15 protein-coding genes and 1 pseudogene are annotated in these 15,890 nt (G+C 70.9%); 11 read left to right on the top strand and 5 right to left on the bottom strand.

Annotated features, from left to right (window positions below):
• Positions 1 to 120: 120 nt before the first annotated feature.
• Positions 121 to 1,146 (bottom strand): serine hydrolase, encoded by a 1,026-nt coding sequence (locus tag OG289_RS11490; RefSeq protein ID WP_327313909.1) that lies wholly within the window; start codon positions 1,144 to 1,146, stop codon positions 121 to 123.
• Between the two features lie 150 nt (positions 1,147 to 1,296).
• Between OG289_RS11490 and OG289_RS11485 the strand changes: the two genes are divergently transcribed.
• Positions 1,297 to 2,028: an SseB family protein gene (locus OG289_RS11485; protein ID WP_327313908.1), complete on the top strand. Its 732-nt coding sequence runs from the start codon at positions 1,297 to 1,299 to the stop codon at positions 2,026 to 2,028.
• 17 nt (positions 2,029 to 2,045) lie between these two features.
• On the opposite strand, the gene OG289_RS11480 is transcribed toward OG289_RS11485, so the two are convergent.
• Positions 2,046 to 2,432 carry a DUF1844 domain-containing protein gene (locus OG289_RS11480; protein ID WP_327313907.1) on the bottom strand — a complete coding sequence of 129 codons (387 nt, stop codon included), beginning with the start codon at positions 2,430 to 2,432 and terminating at the stop codon, positions 2,046 to 2,048.
• 397 nt (positions 2,433 to 2,829) lie between these two features.
• On the opposite strand from OG289_RS11480, the gene infC reads away from it, so the two are divergent.
• The 9 genes and pseudogenes from infC to OG289_RS11435 form a co-directional block, all read left to right on the top strand.
• Entirely contained in the window at positions 2,830 to 3,507 is a 678-nt protein-coding gene (gene infC / locus OG289_RS11475; protein WP_327320645.1) for a translation initiation factor IF-3, read from the top strand.
• A 107-nt stretch (positions 3,508 to 3,614) separates the two neighbouring features.
• Positions 3,615 to 3,809 (top strand): 50S ribosomal protein L35, encoded by a 195-nt coding sequence (gene rpmI, locus OG289_RS11470; protein WP_003977225.1) that lies wholly within the window; start codon positions 3,615 to 3,617, stop codon positions 3,807 to 3,809.
• A gap of 110 nt (positions 3,810 to 3,919) precedes the next feature.
• Positions 3,920 to 4,303 carry a 50S ribosomal protein L20 gene (rplT, locus tag OG289_RS11465; RefSeq protein ID WP_232654097.1) on the top strand — a complete coding sequence of 128 codons (384 nt, stop codon included), beginning with the start codon at positions 3,920 to 3,922 and terminating at the stop codon, positions 4,301 to 4,303.
• A 105-nt stretch (positions 4,304 to 4,408) separates the two neighbouring features.
• The gene (locus OG289_RS11460; protein WP_327313906.1) at positions 4,409 to 5,269 is read left to right on the top strand and encodes a TrmH family RNA methyltransferase; all 861 of its coding nucleotides are present in this window, start codon (positions 4,409 to 4,411) and stop codon (positions 5,267 to 5,269) included.
• A 53-nt stretch (positions 5,270 to 5,322) separates the two neighbouring features.
• Positions 5,323 to 6,456: a sensor histidine kinase gene (locus OG289_RS11455; RefSeq protein ID WP_327313905.1), complete on the top strand. Its 1,134-nt coding sequence runs from the start codon at positions 5,323 to 5,325 to the stop codon at positions 6,454 to 6,456.
• Between the two features lie 178 nt (positions 6,457 to 6,634).
• The gene (pheS, locus tag OG289_RS11450) at positions 6,635 to 7,756 is read left to right on the top strand and encodes a phenylalanine--tRNA ligase subunit alpha (protein ID WP_327313904.1); all 1,122 of its coding nucleotides are present in this window, start codon (positions 6,635 to 6,637) and stop codon (positions 7,754 to 7,756) included.
• Positions 7,756 to 10,278 (top strand): phenylalanine--tRNA ligase subunit beta, encoded by a 2,523-nt coding sequence (gene pheT / locus OG289_RS11445; protein ID WP_327313903.1) that lies wholly within the window; start codon positions 7,756 to 7,758, stop codon positions 10,276 to 10,278. Before pheS ends, pheT begins: the two co-directional genes overlap by 1 nt.
• Positions 10,279 to 10,841: 563 nt before the next feature.
• Positions 10,842 to 12,182 carry a transcriptional regulator gene (locus tag OG289_RS11440; RefSeq protein WP_327313902.1) on the top strand — a complete coding sequence of 447 codons (1,341 nt, stop codon included), beginning with the start codon at positions 10,842 to 10,844 and terminating at the stop codon, positions 12,180 to 12,182.
• Positions 12,183 to 12,292: 110 nt separating this feature from the next.
• Positions 12,293 to 12,823: pseudogene (locus tag OG289_RS11435) on the top strand (NUDIX hydrolase); the annotation flags it as partial.
• 19 nt (positions 12,824 to 12,842) lie between these two features.
• Here the strand turns inward: OG289_RS11435 and OG289_RS11430 are convergent.
• Both OG289_RS11430 and OG289_RS11425 read right to left on the bottom strand, forming a co-directional pair.
• A complete protein-coding gene (locus OG289_RS11430) occupies positions 12,843 to 13,100 on the bottom strand; it encodes a hypothetical protein (protein WP_327313901.1) in 258 nt (85 codons plus the stop codon).
• A gap of 183 nt (positions 13,101 to 13,283) precedes the next feature.
• Positions 13,284 to 14,156 (bottom strand): 3-hydroxybutyryl-CoA dehydrogenase, encoded by an 873-nt coding sequence (locus OG289_RS11425; RefSeq protein ID WP_327313900.1) that lies wholly within the window; start codon positions 14,154 to 14,156, stop codon positions 13,284 to 13,286.
• Between the two features lie 190 nt (positions 14,157 to 14,346).
• On the opposite strand from OG289_RS11425, the gene OG289_RS11420 reads away from it, so the two are divergent.
• On the top strand, positions 14,347 to 15,597 hold the full coding sequence (locus OG289_RS11420; RefSeq protein ID WP_327313899.1) for a glycoside hydrolase family 10 protein: 1,251 nt from the start codon (positions 14,347 to 14,349) through the stop codon (positions 15,595 to 15,597).
• Between the two features lie 13 nt (positions 15,598 to 15,610).
• Here the strand turns inward: OG289_RS11420 and OG289_RS11415 are convergent, their stop codons facing one another.
• Complete coding sequence (locus OG289_RS11415) at positions 15,611 to 15,814, bottom strand: DUF1918 domain-containing protein (RefSeq protein ID WP_327313898.1); 204 nt, start codon at positions 15,812 to 15,814, stop codon at positions 15,611 to 15,613.
• Between the last annotated feature and the right edge of the window lie 76 nt (positions 15,815 to 15,890).

Raw genomic sequence — 15,890 nt, 5'->3', positions numbered from 1 at the left:
GGGTCTTCGGCCGGTGCGGCGAGTGGGGGCACCTCCCACGCCTTTGAGGGCAGTGGGGGAGCCTGCCGGGTGTCTCGACGGGCGGACGTCGCCCGCCACGGCACCAGCGCCGGCGCGCCGCTACTCGGTCGCGGACGACGAAGCCGACCTGGACGCCGCTGCCGTCACCGACGCCGAGCCGCCGCCGTCGGTGAACGCCGACACCGCCGCCTCGGCCGCCGCCTCGACCAGCGAGATCCCCTCCGCCTGCGTCGCGTTGCCGTTCGACAGCACGGCCACCAGGTAGTCGTGGCCGTCGACGGTCACCCGCCCGATGCTGTTGATGTCCCACAGCCCCGTCGTGCTGCGCGCCAGCCAGCCGTTCTTCAGCGCCCACGAGGACCCCTCGGCCGCGGCCGAGACCCCCCAGTGCTGGTCGACGGCTATCTGAGCCATCAGCCCCTGGAGGTACGTCCGCGACGCCTCGCTCAGCTCCGAGTCGTTCCCGAACACCTGCTGGAGCAGGGTGAGCTGGTCGGCGGCCGTGGTCTGGGTCAGTCCCCACAGCATGTCGTCGCCGCCCTCGGTGTCCGTCAGCCCGAACCGCTCGTTCGCGGCGTCCAGACCCTCGGCCTTCCCGATGGTGCGCCACAGCGCCGACGCCGAGTCGTTGTCGCTGTTCTCGATCATCGCGGTGGCGTACGACTTCTCGGCCGCCGTGAGACGGCGGTCCGCGTCCTGGGCCTGGAGCAGCAGCGTCGCCAGGATGTCCACCTTGACGATGCTCGCCGTGTCGAAGGCGCCCTCGCCGTACGTGGCACCGCCACCGGAGTCCACGTCGAGCACGGCCACGGACACGGCCGCCTCGCCCGGAACGGTCACCGACTTCATCGCCGACGCCAGCAGCGCGTCGTGGTCCGTCTCGGGTGCTGCCACGGTCTCCACCGACACCTCCCCGTTCACCGACCCGGACGCCGAGGCGGAGGCCGACGGCGCAGGAGAGGACGACGATACGGCTCCCGCACCCGAGTGCGCCTGTGCCTTCACATAAACGGTGCCGCCCGCCGTCGCCCCCAGGACGGCGACCGTGGCGAGCGCGATGTGCAGGAGCGGACGGCGCCGGGAGGGGCGAGCGCGGCGGTTGCGACGTGCTCTGGAAGACTCCATGCCCGAGATGTTCGGGGCGGCGACTGTGCGGGCCGTTAGACGGCCGTTAATGGTGTGTCAGGGGAGCCTGAGAATCCCGTGAAAGGCGTCACCAGCGCGTTTCGGGCCCCGCACAAGCCCAGCAGCATCCCCCCGATAAGGTCGACGACCGTGGCGAACAAGAACATTCCCGACTCCGGCTTCTCCGACGACGACGGCTCCGCCGACCCCCGGCTGAGCGCGGCGCTCGCCGCATGGGCCGAGGACCGCACCGCCGTCGGCCCGGTCCTGGCGGCCCTCAAGGGCGCCCGGCTCCTCGTTCCGGTGGTGGCCGTGCTGGGCGAGGTGGAGGAGGACGAGAACGGCTTGCGCCGCGAGAAGACCAGCGACATGGCCGTCCCCACCCTGAAGGCCGGCGGCCGCACCGCGCTGCCCGCCTTCACGTCCACCGACTCGCTCGCCCGCTGGGACCCCGAGGCCCGCCCGGTCGCCGTCCCCCTGCACCAGGCGCTGCAGGCCGCCGCGCACGAGAAGGCGGACACGGTCGTCCTCGACCTCGCCGGACCGGTGGCCTTCGAACTGACCGGACCGGCTCTGCTGGCGCTCGCCGAGGGCCGTACGACGACCGACCCGCTCGCCGATCCGGCGGTGGTGGCGGCGGTACGGGCCGCGGTGGCCGCCGAACCGGATGTCCTCAGCGCCCACCTCGGGCCCGGGCAGGCCGACGGCACCCTCGCCCTCGTCCTCGACCCGGCCGCCGTCCCCGCCGAGGCCGCCCGGGCCGTGGCCCGGCGTCTCGCCGCCGACGAAACACTGAGGGCCCGCCTGGTGCGCGGTCTCGACCTGGCACTGCTGCCGGCCGGGACGACGCCTCCGGGCGAGCCCCTGTACGTGAAGAGCTGACGGGCGGGAGAGCCGGGTCAGCCGTAGATCGGGCCCGTGTACTTCTCGCCCGGCCCCTGGCCCGGCTCGTCCGGGACGAGCGACGCCTCGCGGAACGCGAGCTGGAGCGACTTGAGGCCGTCGCGCAGGGGGGCCGCGTGGAAGGAGCTGATCTCGGTCGCGCTCGCGTCCAGCAGCCCGGCGAGGGCGGTGACCAGCTTGCGGGCCTCGTCCAGGTCCTTGTACTTGTCGCCCTCCTCGGTCAGCCCGAGCTTCACTGCCGCCGCGCTCATCAGGTTGACGGCGACCGTCACGATCACCTCGACGGCGGGGACCTCGGCGATGTCGCGGGTCATCTCGTCGAAGTCGGGGGCGCCGGTGGCGCCGGGGGTCTCGGCGGAGCCGGCGGGGGAGGTCTCACTCATGCAGGACACGATAGGCGCAGGGTGGACAGGCCCCGTACCGAGGCTCGATTCGCCGTTCCTGGCGCGGGCTGCTAGTCTCGTGTAACGACCGGTCGGACACGCGTGCGTCCCAGCATGGCGGACCCGGCCCACAAGTGGAGTCTCCGAGCTCCCACCCGACTGTCCTCGCGGACGGCGGGTCACCCCGGTCAGGCGGCCACCATCGTTCCGTACGGACGATGGAGTCGCCCGGTAGTGCGCCCCGCGATCCTCGCGACGGTGCTCCGGTAGTGCTTGGAGCCCCGCATGTGATCGTTCGGGGCATTTTTTGTGCTTCGGCGTGGTTAACAGGTCTAACGAACACAGACGTTACGCGGCCGTCCGCCAGACCGCCGCGTGGTGCTACCGAGGAGGATCCATCAGCGCCGAGCCCCGCATCAACGACCGGATTCGCGTTCCCGAGGTGCGACTTGTCGGTCCCAGTGGCGAGCAGGTGGGCATCGTCCCCCTGGCCAAGGCACTGGAGCTTGCGCAGGAGTACGACCTGGACCTGGTCGAGGTCGCGGCGAACGCCCGCCCGCCGGTCTGCAAGCTCATGGACTACGGGAAGTTCAAGTACGAGTCGGCCATGAAGGCCCGTGAGGCGCGCAAGAACCAGGCGCACACGGTCATCAAGGAGATGAAGCTCCGGCCGAAGATCGACCCGCACGACTATGACACCAAGAAGGGTCACGTCGTTCGGTTCCTCAAGCAGGGCGACAAGGTCAAGATCACGATCATGTTCCGCGGTCGTGAGCAGTCCCGGCCCGAGCTGGGCTACCGGCTGCTGCAGCGTCTCGCGGAGGACGTCCAGGACCTCGGGTTCATCGAGTCGAACCCGAAGCAGGACGGCCGAAACATGATCATGGTTCTCGGTCCGCACAAGAAGAAGACCGAGGCGATGGCCGAGGCCCGTCAGGCGCAGGAGGCCCGCAAGGCCGAGGCGAAGGCCAACCCGGGCCGTTCGCAGAACGCCGCGGACCCCGACGCCGTGCACGCCGAGGCCGAGGCCGAGGTCGACGCCGAGGCCCCTGCCGAGGCTTCCGCCGACGCGTGATCCGAGGGACGTCAGTCCCACGGACCCAACCGATACAAGCGACGTTCCACCGTGCCCGGTTTCACGACCGGGCACCGGAACGCCACCGACGAGGAGAGAACGGCGCTATGCCGAAGAACAAGTCGCACAGCGGTGCCAGCAAGCGCTTCAAGATCACCGGCTCCGGCAAGGTGCTCCGTGAGCGCGCCGGCAAGCGCCACCTGCTCGAGCACAAGTCGTCCCGCGTGACGCGTCGCCTCACCGGCAACGCCGAGATGGCCCCGGGCGACGCCGCGAAGATCAAGAAGCTTCTCGGCAAGTGACGCGGCGGCGCCTGATCCCTTGATCACCGCGCGCCGTACGTCTGGACCGGGACCCCATCGATTCCGGGCCGTGTGACGACAACCACGGCCCCGCTACAAGGAGTTAAAAAGTGGCACGCGTCAAGCGGGCAGTCAACGCCCACAAGAAGCGCCGGGCGATCCTCGAGGCGGCCTCCGGCTACCGCGGTCAGCGTTCGCGCCTGTACCGCAAGGCCAAGGAGCAGGTCACCCACTCGCTGGTCTACAACTACAACGACCGCAAGAAGCGCAAGGGCGACTTCCGTCAGCTGTGGATCCAGCGCATCAACGCCGCTGCCCGCGCCAACGGCATCACCTACAACCGCTTCATCCAGGGTCTGAAGGCGGCGAACGTCGAGGTCGACCGCAAGATCCTGGCCGAGCTGGCCGTGAACGACGCCACCGCGTTCGCCGCGCTGGTCGAGGTCGCGCAGAAGGCCCTCCCGGCGGACGTGAACGCGCCGAAGGCCGCGTGACGCCGCGCCGGCTCTAGGCCGACGTGACGGAAGGACCCGCAGGCTGAAGAAGCCTGCGGGTCCTGTTGTGTCCGTACCCGAGTGACTGGTGAAAGTGAACCGCTCATGCCCTCCGCCACCCCCGAGCTGATCTCCCCGCGCTCCCCCCGCGTCTCCGCCGCCCGGCGGCTGGCCAAGCGGAACTTCCGGGGCAAGGAGCGGCTGTTTCTCGCGGAGGGGCCGCAGGCCGTGCGGGAGGCGGCCGCGCACCGGGCCGACGGCGACGCGACGCTCGTGGAGCTGTTCGCCACCGTCGAGGCCGCCGAGCGGTACGCCGACATCATCGGCGAGGCCCGCACCGCGGGCGCCCGGGTGCACCTCGCCGACGAGCAGGTCATCGAGGACATCTCCACCACCGTCACCCCGCAGGGGCTCGTGGGGATCTGCCGGTTCCTGGACACGCCCTTCGAGGAGATCCTCGCCGCCCGGCCGAAGCTCGTCGCCGTGCTGGCCCACGTACGTGACCCCGGCAACGCCGGCACCGTCCTGCGCTGCGCCGACGCCGTCGGCGCCGAGGCCGTCGTCCTGACCGACGCCTCCGTCGATCTGTACAACCCCAAGGCCGTCCGCGCCTCCGTCGGGTCGCTGTTCCATCTGCCCGTCGCCGTCGGGGTGCCCGTCGAGCAGGCCGTGGCCGGGCTGAAGGCGGCCGGGGTGCGGATCCTCGCCGCCGACGGCGCGGGGGACGACGACCTCGACGACGAGCTCGACAAGGGGACCATGGGCGGCCCCACCGCCTGGGTGTTCGGCAACGAGGCCTGGGGGCTCCCGGAGGAGACACGGAACCTCGCCGACGCCGTCGTACGGGTTCCGATCCACGGGAAGGCCGAGAGCCTGAACCTCGCGACCGCGGCCGCCGTATGTCTCTATGCATCGGCCCGTGCACAGCGCGCCTCCGGAGGGTGCCGATCCGTCACCGAGAGCTAGTAGGGTGACCAGTTCGGGGGCCCCTCAGTCGTCTGAGAGGTGGGGTACGGGGAATGAGCGTCGGCATGAGCAGTACACGGGATGCACAGGCCGTGCCGCCCACGCCCCGGCAGGCCGGTGACCTCGCAGGACTCGGTATCGACCCCGACGACCTGCCCGACGGGCTGGTCGTCGCCGACGAGCACGGGCACGTGATCTGCTTCAACGCCGCCGCCCAGCGCATCACCGCGGTCCCCGCCGCGCACGCCCTCGGACAGCGCCTCGAGAAGGCCCTGCCATTAGAGGACCTCGAAGGCCGCCGCTGGTGGCAGCTGACCGACCCCTACGGCGGCCTCGCCATCCGCGTCGGCCAGCCCGAGCGCAACCTGCTGCTGCCGGGCGGGCGCGAGGTGCTCGTCACCGTCCGGTACGTCCGGACCGAACCCACCGGGCCCGTCCGCCGGGTCGTCGTCTCGATCCGCGACACCGAGGCCCGCCGCCGCACCGAGCGCAGCCACGCCGAGCTGATCGCCACCGTCGCCCACGAACTGCGCTCGCCGCTCACGTCCGTCAAGGGCTTCACCGCGACCCTGCTCGCCAAGTGGTCGCGGTTCACCGACGACCAGAAGCGGCTGATGCTGGAGACCGTCGACGCCGACGCGGACCGGGTCACCCGTCTCATCGCCGAGCTGCTGGACATTTCGCGGATCGACAGCGGAAGGCTGGAAGTACGACGCCAGCCCGTCGACATGGGCGCGGCCGTGGGACGGCACATCCAGGCCTACGTCGCCGCCGGACAGCCCGCCGACCGGTTCCTGCTGCGTCTCGAACAGCCGCTGCCCGCGCTGTGGGCCGACCCCGACAAGGTCGACCAGGTGCTGAGCAACCTCATCGAAAATGCGGTGCGCCACGGCGAGGGAACTGTCACGATCGACATCACGCCCACCGCGTCCCCCCGGGAAGGGGAGGACACCGGCACGTCGGTCACCGTGAGCGACGAGGGCGCAGGCATCCCGGAGGAGTCCATGAACCGCGTCTTCACCCGCTTCTGGCGGGGCAGCAAGCGCGGCGGCACGGGCCTCGGGCTGTACATCGTCAAGGGCATCGTCGAAGCCCACGGCGGCACCATCACGGTCGGACGCGCCCCCGGCGGCGGCGCCGAGTTCCGATTTACGTTGCCCGTGGCGGCCCCGGCGTATCTCGCCTGAGAGCCGCCCGGGCAGCCCGCGGGCGCATGCGTATACCTCCACCCCGTTAGACTCGGCCTTTGGCACCTTTGTGTCCCATGGACGGCCCTCTGACCTCTGCGTGAGTCGGTGACGGGGACCTTCAGCCCGGGGGCACCTCCCAGCGGTAGCTGGGGGACAATCGGAAGCACGGGAAGAGATGTCGGCACCGAATAAGTCGTACGACCCGGTAGAGGTCGAGGCCTTGAAACCGGAAGAGATCGAGCGCATGCGGGACGAGGCGCTCGCCGCCTTCGCCGCCGCGGACTCCCTCGACGCGCTCCAGGAGGCCAAGGTCGCCCACACGGGCGGCGCCTCGCCGCTGGCCCTCGCCAACCGCGAGATCGGCGCCCTGCCCCCGCACGCCAAGGCCGCCGCCGGCAAGCTCGTCGGCCAGGCCCGGGGCGCCGTGAACAAGGCCCTCGCCGTCCGCCAGGAGGAGCTGGAGGCCGAGCGGGACCAGCGCGTGCTGGTCGAGGAGGCGGTGGACGTCACACTGCCCCACGACCGCGTGCCCGCCGGCGCCCGCCACCCGCTCACCACACTGTCGGAGCGCATCGAGGACGTCTTCGTGGCCATGGGCTACGAGGTGGCCGAGGGCCCGCAGGTCGAGGCCGAGTGGTTCAACTTCGACGCCCTCAACATCGGCCCGGACCACCCGGCCCGTGGCGAGGCCGACACCTTCTTCGTGCAGGGCCCCGAGGGCGGCACCGAGTCCGGCGTCGTGCTGCGCACCCACACCTCGCCCGTCCAGATCCGCTCGCTGCTCGGCCGTGAGCTGCCGGTGTACGTGATCTGCCCCGGCCGCGTCTACCGCACGGACGAGCTGGACGCCACGCACACCCCGGTCTTCCACCAGGTCGAGCTGCTCGCCGTGGACGAGGGCCTGACCATGGCCGACCTCAAGGGCACCCTGGACCACATGGTCCAGTCGCTGTTCGGCGAGGGCATGAAGACGCGGCTGCGGCCGAACTTCTTCCCCTTTACCGAGCCGTCCGCCGAGATGGACATGGTGTGCTACGTCTGCCGCGGCGAGTCCGTCGGCAACCCCGACCGCCCCTGCCGCACCTGCTCCAGCGAGGGCTGGATCGAGCTCGGCGGCTGCGGCATGGTCAACCCCAAGGTGCTGGCCGCCTGCGGCGTCGACCCGGAGAAGTACAGCGGGTTCGCCTTCGGGTTCGGCATCGAGCGGATGCTGATGTTCCGCCACAACGTCGAAGACATGCGAGACATGGTCGAGGGTGACGTCCGGTTCACTCGGCCGTTCGGGATGGAGATCTGATGCGGATCCCGCTTTCCTGGCTGCGGGAGTACGTCGACCTGCCGGCCACCGAGACCGGCCGTGACGTGCAGGCCAAGCTCGTTTCCGCAGGCCTCGAGGTCGAGACCGTCGAGCAGCTCGGCGCCGACCTCAAGGGCCCGCTGGTCGTCGGGCAGGTGCTGACCATCGAGGAGCTGGAGGGCTTCAAGAAGCCGATCCGCTTCTGCACGGTCGACGTCGGCACCGCCAACGGCACCGGTGAGCCGCAGGAGATCGTCTGCGGCGCCCGCAACTTCGCCGTCGGCGACAAGGTCGTGGTCGTGCTCCCGGGCGCGGTCCTCCCCGGCAACTTCGCCATCGCCGCGCGCAAGACGTACGGCAAGACGTCCCACGGCATGATCTGCTCCGGCGACGAGCTGGGCATGGGCGACGACGGCAGCCACGGCATCATCGTGCTGCCGCCGGAGACCGAGGTCGGCAAGGACGCCATCGAGCTGCTCGAACTGGTCGACGAGGTCCTGGACATCGCCGTCACCGCCAACCGCGGCGACTGCCTGTCCATCCGCGGCGTCGCCCGCGAGACCGCCATCGCCTACGGCCTGCCGCTGCGCGACCCCGCCCTGATCGACGTACCGGCGCCGAACGCCTTCGGCTACCCGGTGCAGGTCTCGGACCCGATGGGCTGCGACCGCTTCACCGCCCGCACCGTCACCGGTCTGAGCCCCGAGGCGCGCTCCCCGATCTGGCTGAAGCGCCGGCTGCAGAAGGTCGGCATGCGCCCGATCTCGCTCGCCGTCGACATCACCAACTACGTGATGATGGAGCTCGGCCAGCCGCTGCACGCCTACGACCGCAGCCTGGTCCAGGGCACCATCGGCGTGCGCCGGGCCGGGGAGGGCGAGCAGATCGTCACCCTTGACGGGGCGACTCGCAAGCTGCACGCCGAGGACCTCGTCATCACCGACGACCGCGGTCCGATCGGCCTCGCGGGCGTCATGGGCGGCGCCAACACCGAGATCGCCGACCACGATGCCGCCGAGAACGGCGGGAACTCCACGACGGACGTGGTCATCGAGGCCGCGCACTTCAACGCGGTGTCGATCGCGCGTACGGCCCGTCGCCACAAGCTGTCCTCGGAGGCGTCCCGCCGCTTCGAGCGCGGTGTCGACCCGGCCGCCGCCGCGGCCGCCGCGCAGCGCACGGTCGACCTGCTGGTGCTGCTCGCGGGCGGTACGGCCGACGCGGGCGTCACGGAGATCATCGCCCCGTCCGCCCCGCACACGATCAGTGTCCCGGCCGACCACCCGGACAAGGTCGCGGGCGTGGAGTACGGCCGGGAGATCGTCGTCCGCCGCCTCCAGGAGATCGGCTGCGACGTGTACGGGCAGGACGAGCTCATCGTCACCGTCCCGTCCTGGCGGCCCGACCTCGTCGAGGTCAACGACCTCGCGGAGGAGGTCATCCGGCTGGAGGGCTACGAGAACCTGCCCTCCACGCTGCCCAAGCTCCCCTCGGGCCGGGGCCTCACCCACCGCCAGCGCCTGCACCGTCGCGTCGGCCGCGCCCTGGCCGGTGCCGGATACGTCGAGGCGCCGAACTACCCGTTCATCAGCGAGCAGGTCTTCGACCAGCTCGGTCTGGGCGCCGACGACCCGGCCCGCCGCGTCGTCAAGCTGACCAACCCGCTCAACGACGAGGAGCCCGCGCTCCGTACGTCGCTGCTGCCGGGCCTGCTCGGTGCCCTGCGGCGCAACGACGGGCGGGGCAGCCACGACCTGGCGCTGTTCGAGACGGGGCTGGTCTTCCTCCCGCGCGAGGAGCAGGGCGTCGCCGGTCATCTGTCCGTCGACCGCCGTCCCACCGACGAGGAGCTGGCGTCGCTCGACGCCGTGCTCCCCGAGCAGCCGCGCCATGTCGCCGCCGTCCTCGCGGGCGCCCGCGAGCAGGCCGGCTGGTGGGGCAAGGGCCGTCCGGCGGACTGGGCCGACGCGATCGAGTCGGCGCGCGCCGTCGCCCGTGAGGCCGGCGCCGAGCTGATCGTCCGCAAGGGTCAGTACGGGCCGTGGCACCCGGGTCGCTGCGCCGAACTGGTCGTTGTCGTCGGCGGCGCGGAGCGGGTCGTCGGCCATGCCGGTGAGCTGCACCCGCGGGTGCTGAAGGCGCTGGGGCTGCCCGCGCGGACCTCCGCGATGGAGCTGAACCTGGACGTCCTGGAGGCGGTCGGTGACGACACCCCGCAGGCGCCGAGCATCTCCACCTTCCCCGTCGCCACGCAGGACGTCGCCCTCGTCGTGGACCAGTTCGTGCCGCACGCCGAGGTCGAGGCCGCGCTGCGCGAGGGTGCGGGTGAACTGCTGGAGGGGATCCGGCTGTTCGACGTGTATGAGAACGCGGAGCAGCTCGGTGACGGGCGGAAGTCGCTGGCGTACGCGTTGCGCTTCCGCGCGGGGGACCGGACGCTGACCGTCGACGAGGCTTCGGCGGCGCGGGATGCCGCTGTTGCTCTTGCGGGCGAGCGGACCGGGGCTGTTCTTCGCGGCTAGGCGTGGGGGGAGCTGAGGCTCGACAGATCGGACCGGCCTTTCGGGGCCGGTCCGATCTGTGCTGTGTGGCCTTGGACGGCGGGCCAACGACCGTGTTCGGCATCAGGCGGCCGTTGCGGCGGGCCCTCTCACTGGGGTTGCCCATGGCCTGGGGCGCTCTGGCGATCACCTACGAAAAAGGCCATACGGGATCACCCGGTCACGGCCCAGCCGATCCTGCGGGCGGTACCGACGGCACTTCTCCGTCACACGGCGGCCAGACCGACCCACGACGTCCCCCTGCTGGCACCACAGAACGGACGGTGCCGGAGTACCCAAGGGCGTGGGCGAACCACCCACGACCCGCAGCCGACACCTCACCTGTGACCGTTGCCGCAACGCCGGACCGCCGCTTTATGAGGGGGAGCCGACGGCCCGGCGAACCTCTTGCGAGGCATTCCAGTCAACCGGCCGGAAACGCTCCGCGACAGCGCGCACACCCTGCGAATGCGCGTACTCCGTTCACACCCCGTGTGAAGACGGAGCCACTACTCTGACGGCACCGAGGTACCGGGGGGCCACCCATGCAGCCCAACACTCTGCTCGACGCGATCCTGGACGAGGCGGGCATCTCGCACGCGGGCCTCGCCGCCCACGTCAACCAGGCCGGACGGGCGCGCGGACTCGCCCTGCGGTACGAGCACACGGCGGTGGCCCGGTGGCTGAAGGGCCAGCGGCCGAGGGGCCAGGTGCCCGACCTGATCTGCGAGGTGCTCGCCACGCGTCTGCACCGGCCGGTCACCCTGGACGACATCGGCCTCGGCGTGCCGGGCGAGCCGTCCACCCCGCACGGCACCTCGCTCTCCGGGTTCGTCGAGCGGGCCACCGCCCTGTGGCGCTCCGACGAGCAGCAGCGCCCGCACATCCTGGGCGCGCCCGCCGTCACCGGCACGCCGGCCGTGATGCCGGTGTGGGAGTGGGAGAACCCGCCGGAGGACGTGGACGTCTCCCGCGGCGGCCGGCATCGCGTCACCTCCGCCGACATCGAGATGCTGCGTGCCGCCCGCACCCACTACGAGCAGATGTACCGCAAGGCCGGCGGCATCGCGACCCGCAGCCGGATCGTCGGCTTCCTGAACGCGGAGGCCGCCCCGTTACTGAGGGGGAGCTACACCGACGAGACGGGCCGTCAACTGCACCGGTCCACCGGCGGGTTGGTCGCCGTCGCCGGGATCTGCGCGTACGACTCCGACGCGCACGGCCTCGCCCAGCGGTACTTCCACCAGGCGCTGCGGCTGGCAAAGGCCAGTGGGGACCGGGGACTTGGGGCGTACGTCATCGCCCTCCTCGTCAACCAGTCGCTGTTCATGCGGGAGTACCGGCAGGCCGTCGCCTTCGCGGAGGCCGCGTTGCGGGCCGCGGGAAAGCACATCACGCCCGCCCTCGCCTCCGACCTGTACGCGATGCAGGCCAAGGCGTACGCCCACCTCGGCGACGGCACGAGCGCCCTGTCATGCATCCGGCGGGCGGAGACGGCCGCCGAACGCATCCGGCGCGGACACGAGCCCGACGAGACCGGCTATGTCCAGCCGGGCCTGGTCAACGTCCAGGTGGCGGAGGCGCTGCTCAGCCTCGGCGACCTCGCGGCCGCCGCCGAGCATGCCGCGGCGGCCGTCGACAACCCGGCGCACGACCGGGGGCGGGTGCACCGGCTCGCCATGCTCAGCACGATCGAACTGCGCCAGGGCAACACCGACAAGGCCGTGGTCACGGCGGTGCGGATGGCCGAACAGGCGCGGGGAATGGAGTCCCAGCGCCTGCGCGACAGACTCCGGGCGGTGCGCGAACAGCTGGCGCGCAGCGGTTGCGCGGGCACCGCCGAGGCCGCCGAACTCATCGACGGGGCCCTGCGCGTACCGCTGTAGGCGGGGCGTCACGGGGTATCCGACGACAGACACCAACACCGGCGTCTCCGCCGACGCTGCACAGTTCCTGCTGCGATATTGCCACTCACTCGACGGAAGGTGGCAGAACCGTGCAGTGGACGAAACAGAACGAACAGACTGTGTATGAAAACCGCTGGTTCAGCGTCAACCTGGCAGATGTGGAGCTGCCGGACGGCCGGCATCTCGACCATTTCCTCATACGGCTGAGGCCCGTCGCGGTGGCGACGGTCGTGAACCAGGCCAACGAGGTCCTGCTGCTGTGGCGCCACCGCTTCATCACCGACAGCTGGGGGTGGGAGCTCGCGGCGGGCGTGGTCGAGGACGGCGAGGACATCGCCCGCGCGGCCGCCCGGGAACTCGAGGAGGAGACCGGCTGGCGACCGGGGCCGCTGCACCACCTGATGAGCGTGGAGCCGTCCAACGGGCTCACCGACGCGGTCCACCACATCTACTGGTCGGACGAGGGCGAGTACGTGGGACACCCGGTGGACGACTTCGAGTCGGACCGCCGGGAGTGGGTTCCCCTCAAGCTCGTTCCCGACCTGGTCGCCCGGGGGGAGGTCCCGGCCGCCAACATGGCGGCCGCGTTGATGCTGCTGCACCACCTGAGGCTCGCTGAGGGTCAGGGCCGGACAGGCCCTAGCGGGCCAGCGTCTGCCAGACCGTCACGATCAGTGCGCCGACGGCGGTGAGAGCGGCGATGGCCGGCAGCGGCCAGCGCGCGTGCTCCAACGTCACGATACGGGTGCTCAGTTCGTCGATCTCCTTGGCGGACTCCTCGGTGCGGTGCGTCAGCAGGGCCAGCCCGCCCTCGACGCGGGCGTACGCCACGTCGATCCGGCGCCGTAACTCTGCGAGTTCTCCATGGACGACGGGATGCTCGGGATCGGCGGTCACGTGTCCGCTCCTTTCCGTAGTCGTCTCACACCCCTTGCATGGGCATGATGAGTCAACTCGCCTGGTGGGCCGACGGGGAGCGTGTGCGTGGGGCATATGCGGGCCCGTCCCGCACACGGTGTGTGAATGCCGCGGGCCCGGCACTCCGAAGAGCGCCGGGCCCGTAACGAACACGGTGGGTCATCAGTACGTGTAGAAGCCCGAGCCGGTCTTGCGGCCCAGCCGGCCCGCGTCCACCATGCGCTGGAGCAGCGGGGGAGCGGCGTACAGCGGCTCCTTGTACTCGTCGTACATGCTCTGCGCGACCGAGGCGACCGTGTCCAGGCCGATCAGGTCGGACAGCTTCAGCGGGCCCATCGGGTGGGCGCAGCCCATCTCCATGCCGTTGTCGATGTCCTCGCGGCTGGCGATGCCCGTCTCGAACATCCGGATCGCGGAGAGCAGGTAGGGGATCAGCAGCGCGTTGACGACGAAGCCGGAGCGGTCCTGCGCGCGGATCGCGTGCTTGCCCAGCAGCTTCTCGGCGAACAGCTGGGCGCGGCCGAGCGTGCCCTCGGAGGTGGTCAGCGCCGGGATCAGCTCGACGAGCTTCTGCACCGGGGCGGGGTTGAAGAAGTGGATGCCGACGACCTGGTCGGGCCGCGAGGTGGCGACCGCCAGCTTCACCAGCGGGATGGAGGAGGTGTTGGAGGCGAGGATCGCGTCAGGGCGGGTCACCACCTGGTCGAGGACCTGGAAGATCTCGGTCTTGACCTGCTCGTTCTCGACGACGGCCTCGACGACCAGATCGCGGTCGGCGAACTCGCCGAGGTCCGTGGTGAAGCTGAGGCGCGCAAGCGTCGCGTCCCGCTCCTCCTCGGAGATCTTGCCGCGCTCGGCGGCCTTGGCCAGGGAGTTGTACAGCCGGGTGCGGCCGATCTCCAGGGCTTCGCCGGTGGTCTCGGCGACCATGACGTCGAGTCCGGCGCGGGCGCAGACCTCGGCGATGCCCGCCCCCATCTGGCCGCAGCCCACCACGCCGACCCGTGAGATGTCTCCCGCTGGGGTGCCCGTCACATCGTCCCTTTCGCCGCACTGTCTCTGATTGCTGTGACAGGTCTGCCGGGTTCCGGTCGGTCCGGTCGGCCTGCTCCGAACGTGCACGTTACTAGCAAGTATCGATGATCGATCGCCGGGGTGGGGGCATGCTGGGGCCGGAAACGATCCGTGACCGAACGGATCCGCGGAGTATGTGGGGATGTGTGTGATGGGGCGACTGACCCGGCGGGCGTTCGCGCTGGCAGCGCTGTCGGCGTTCACCACGACGGGTGCGGCTGCCGCTCCCGTGGGGGAGAGGCGGGGGACGGCCACGGTCGAGGGGGAGCGCCGGGCGACGGCCGAGATGCGCGGGATGTGGCTGGCGACCGTCACCAACCGCGACTGGCCGTCCCGCACCGGACTGACCGCCGCCGCGCAGCGCGCGGAGCTGATCGCCTGGCTCGACCTGGCGGTGCGCAGGCGGCTCAACACGGTCGTCCTCCAGGTGCGGCCGACGGCCGACGCGCTGTGGCCCTCGCCGTACGAGCCGTGGTCGCAGGTCCTCACCGGCACCCAGGGCAAGGCGCCGGGCTGGGACCCGCTGGGCACGGCCGTCACTGAGGCCCACGCGCGCGGCCTGCAACTGCACGCCTGGTTCAACCCGTACCGGGTCGCGACCCACGACGACCCCACGAAGCTGGCCGCCTCCCACCCCGCGCGCAGGCACCCGGACTGGGTGGTGCCGTTCGGCGGGAAGCTCTACTACAACCCCGGCCTGCCCGAGGTCCGCGCCTTCGTCGAGGACGCGATCCTCGACGCGGTGAAGAAGTACCCGGTGGACGCCGTGCACTTCGACGACTACTTCTACCCGTACCCGGTGGCCGGCCAGACCTTCGACGACGAGGCCGCGTACGACGCCTACGGCGGCGACTTCGCCGGCCGGGCCGCCTGGCGGCGCGACAACATCGACAAACTGGTGCTGGAGACGGCCGCCCGGATCAAGGCCACGCGGCCCGGCACACAGTTCGGGATCAGCCCCTTCGGGGTGTGGCGCAACGCCTCCACCGACTCACGTGGCTCCGACACACGGGCGCTGCAGTCCTACGACGACATCCACGCCGACACCCGCAAGTGGGTGCGGGAGGGCTGGCTCGACTACGTCGTCCCGCAGGTGTACTGGAACATCGGCCTGTCGGCCGCCGACTATGCCAAGCTCGTGCCCTGGTGGGCGGAGGTGGCCAAGGGCAGCCGCACACGGCTCTACATCGGCGAGGCCCTGTACCGGGCGGGCGACCCGGCGCAGCCCGCCGCATGGCAGGACCCGGCCGAACTCTCGGACCATCTCGATCTGGCCGCCGCCCACCCGGAGGTGCGCGGCCATGTCTTCTTCGCCGCCACGGACGTGAAGACGGACCGCATCGGGGCGATGGCGCGGGTGGTCGCCGACCACTACCAACAGCCGGCGGAGCCCCCGCGCTGATTCCGGGTCTGCCCTACCGTCGCTTTTCCTCGGCCGTCCTGTGGCGGATCTCCGTGTCGGGGCCGGGCGAACATACGCCCACGTGCCCGTCCTCGAAGCGGACGCGGTACGGAGGGTTGCCTCCCTGGCCCAGTACTTCGACGATCTCGCCGATCTTGTCGTGTTGCCCGACCACCCTGCCGTGCTGGACAAGCTGGTCGCCCGTGGTTGCGCGCATCTGTGGGGCCTCCTCACCGTCTGCGGGAGCAGCGGTACATGTCGTCGAGTCCCTGCTCTGTCGAGTCTAGGTACTT

This window comes from Streptomyces sp. NBC_01235, assembly GCF_035989285.1.
Taxonomy (GTDB): Bacteria; Actinomycetota; Actinomycetes; order Streptomycetales; family Streptomycetaceae; genus Streptomyces.
This window is presented reverse-complemented; position numbering and strand designations above follow the sequence as displayed.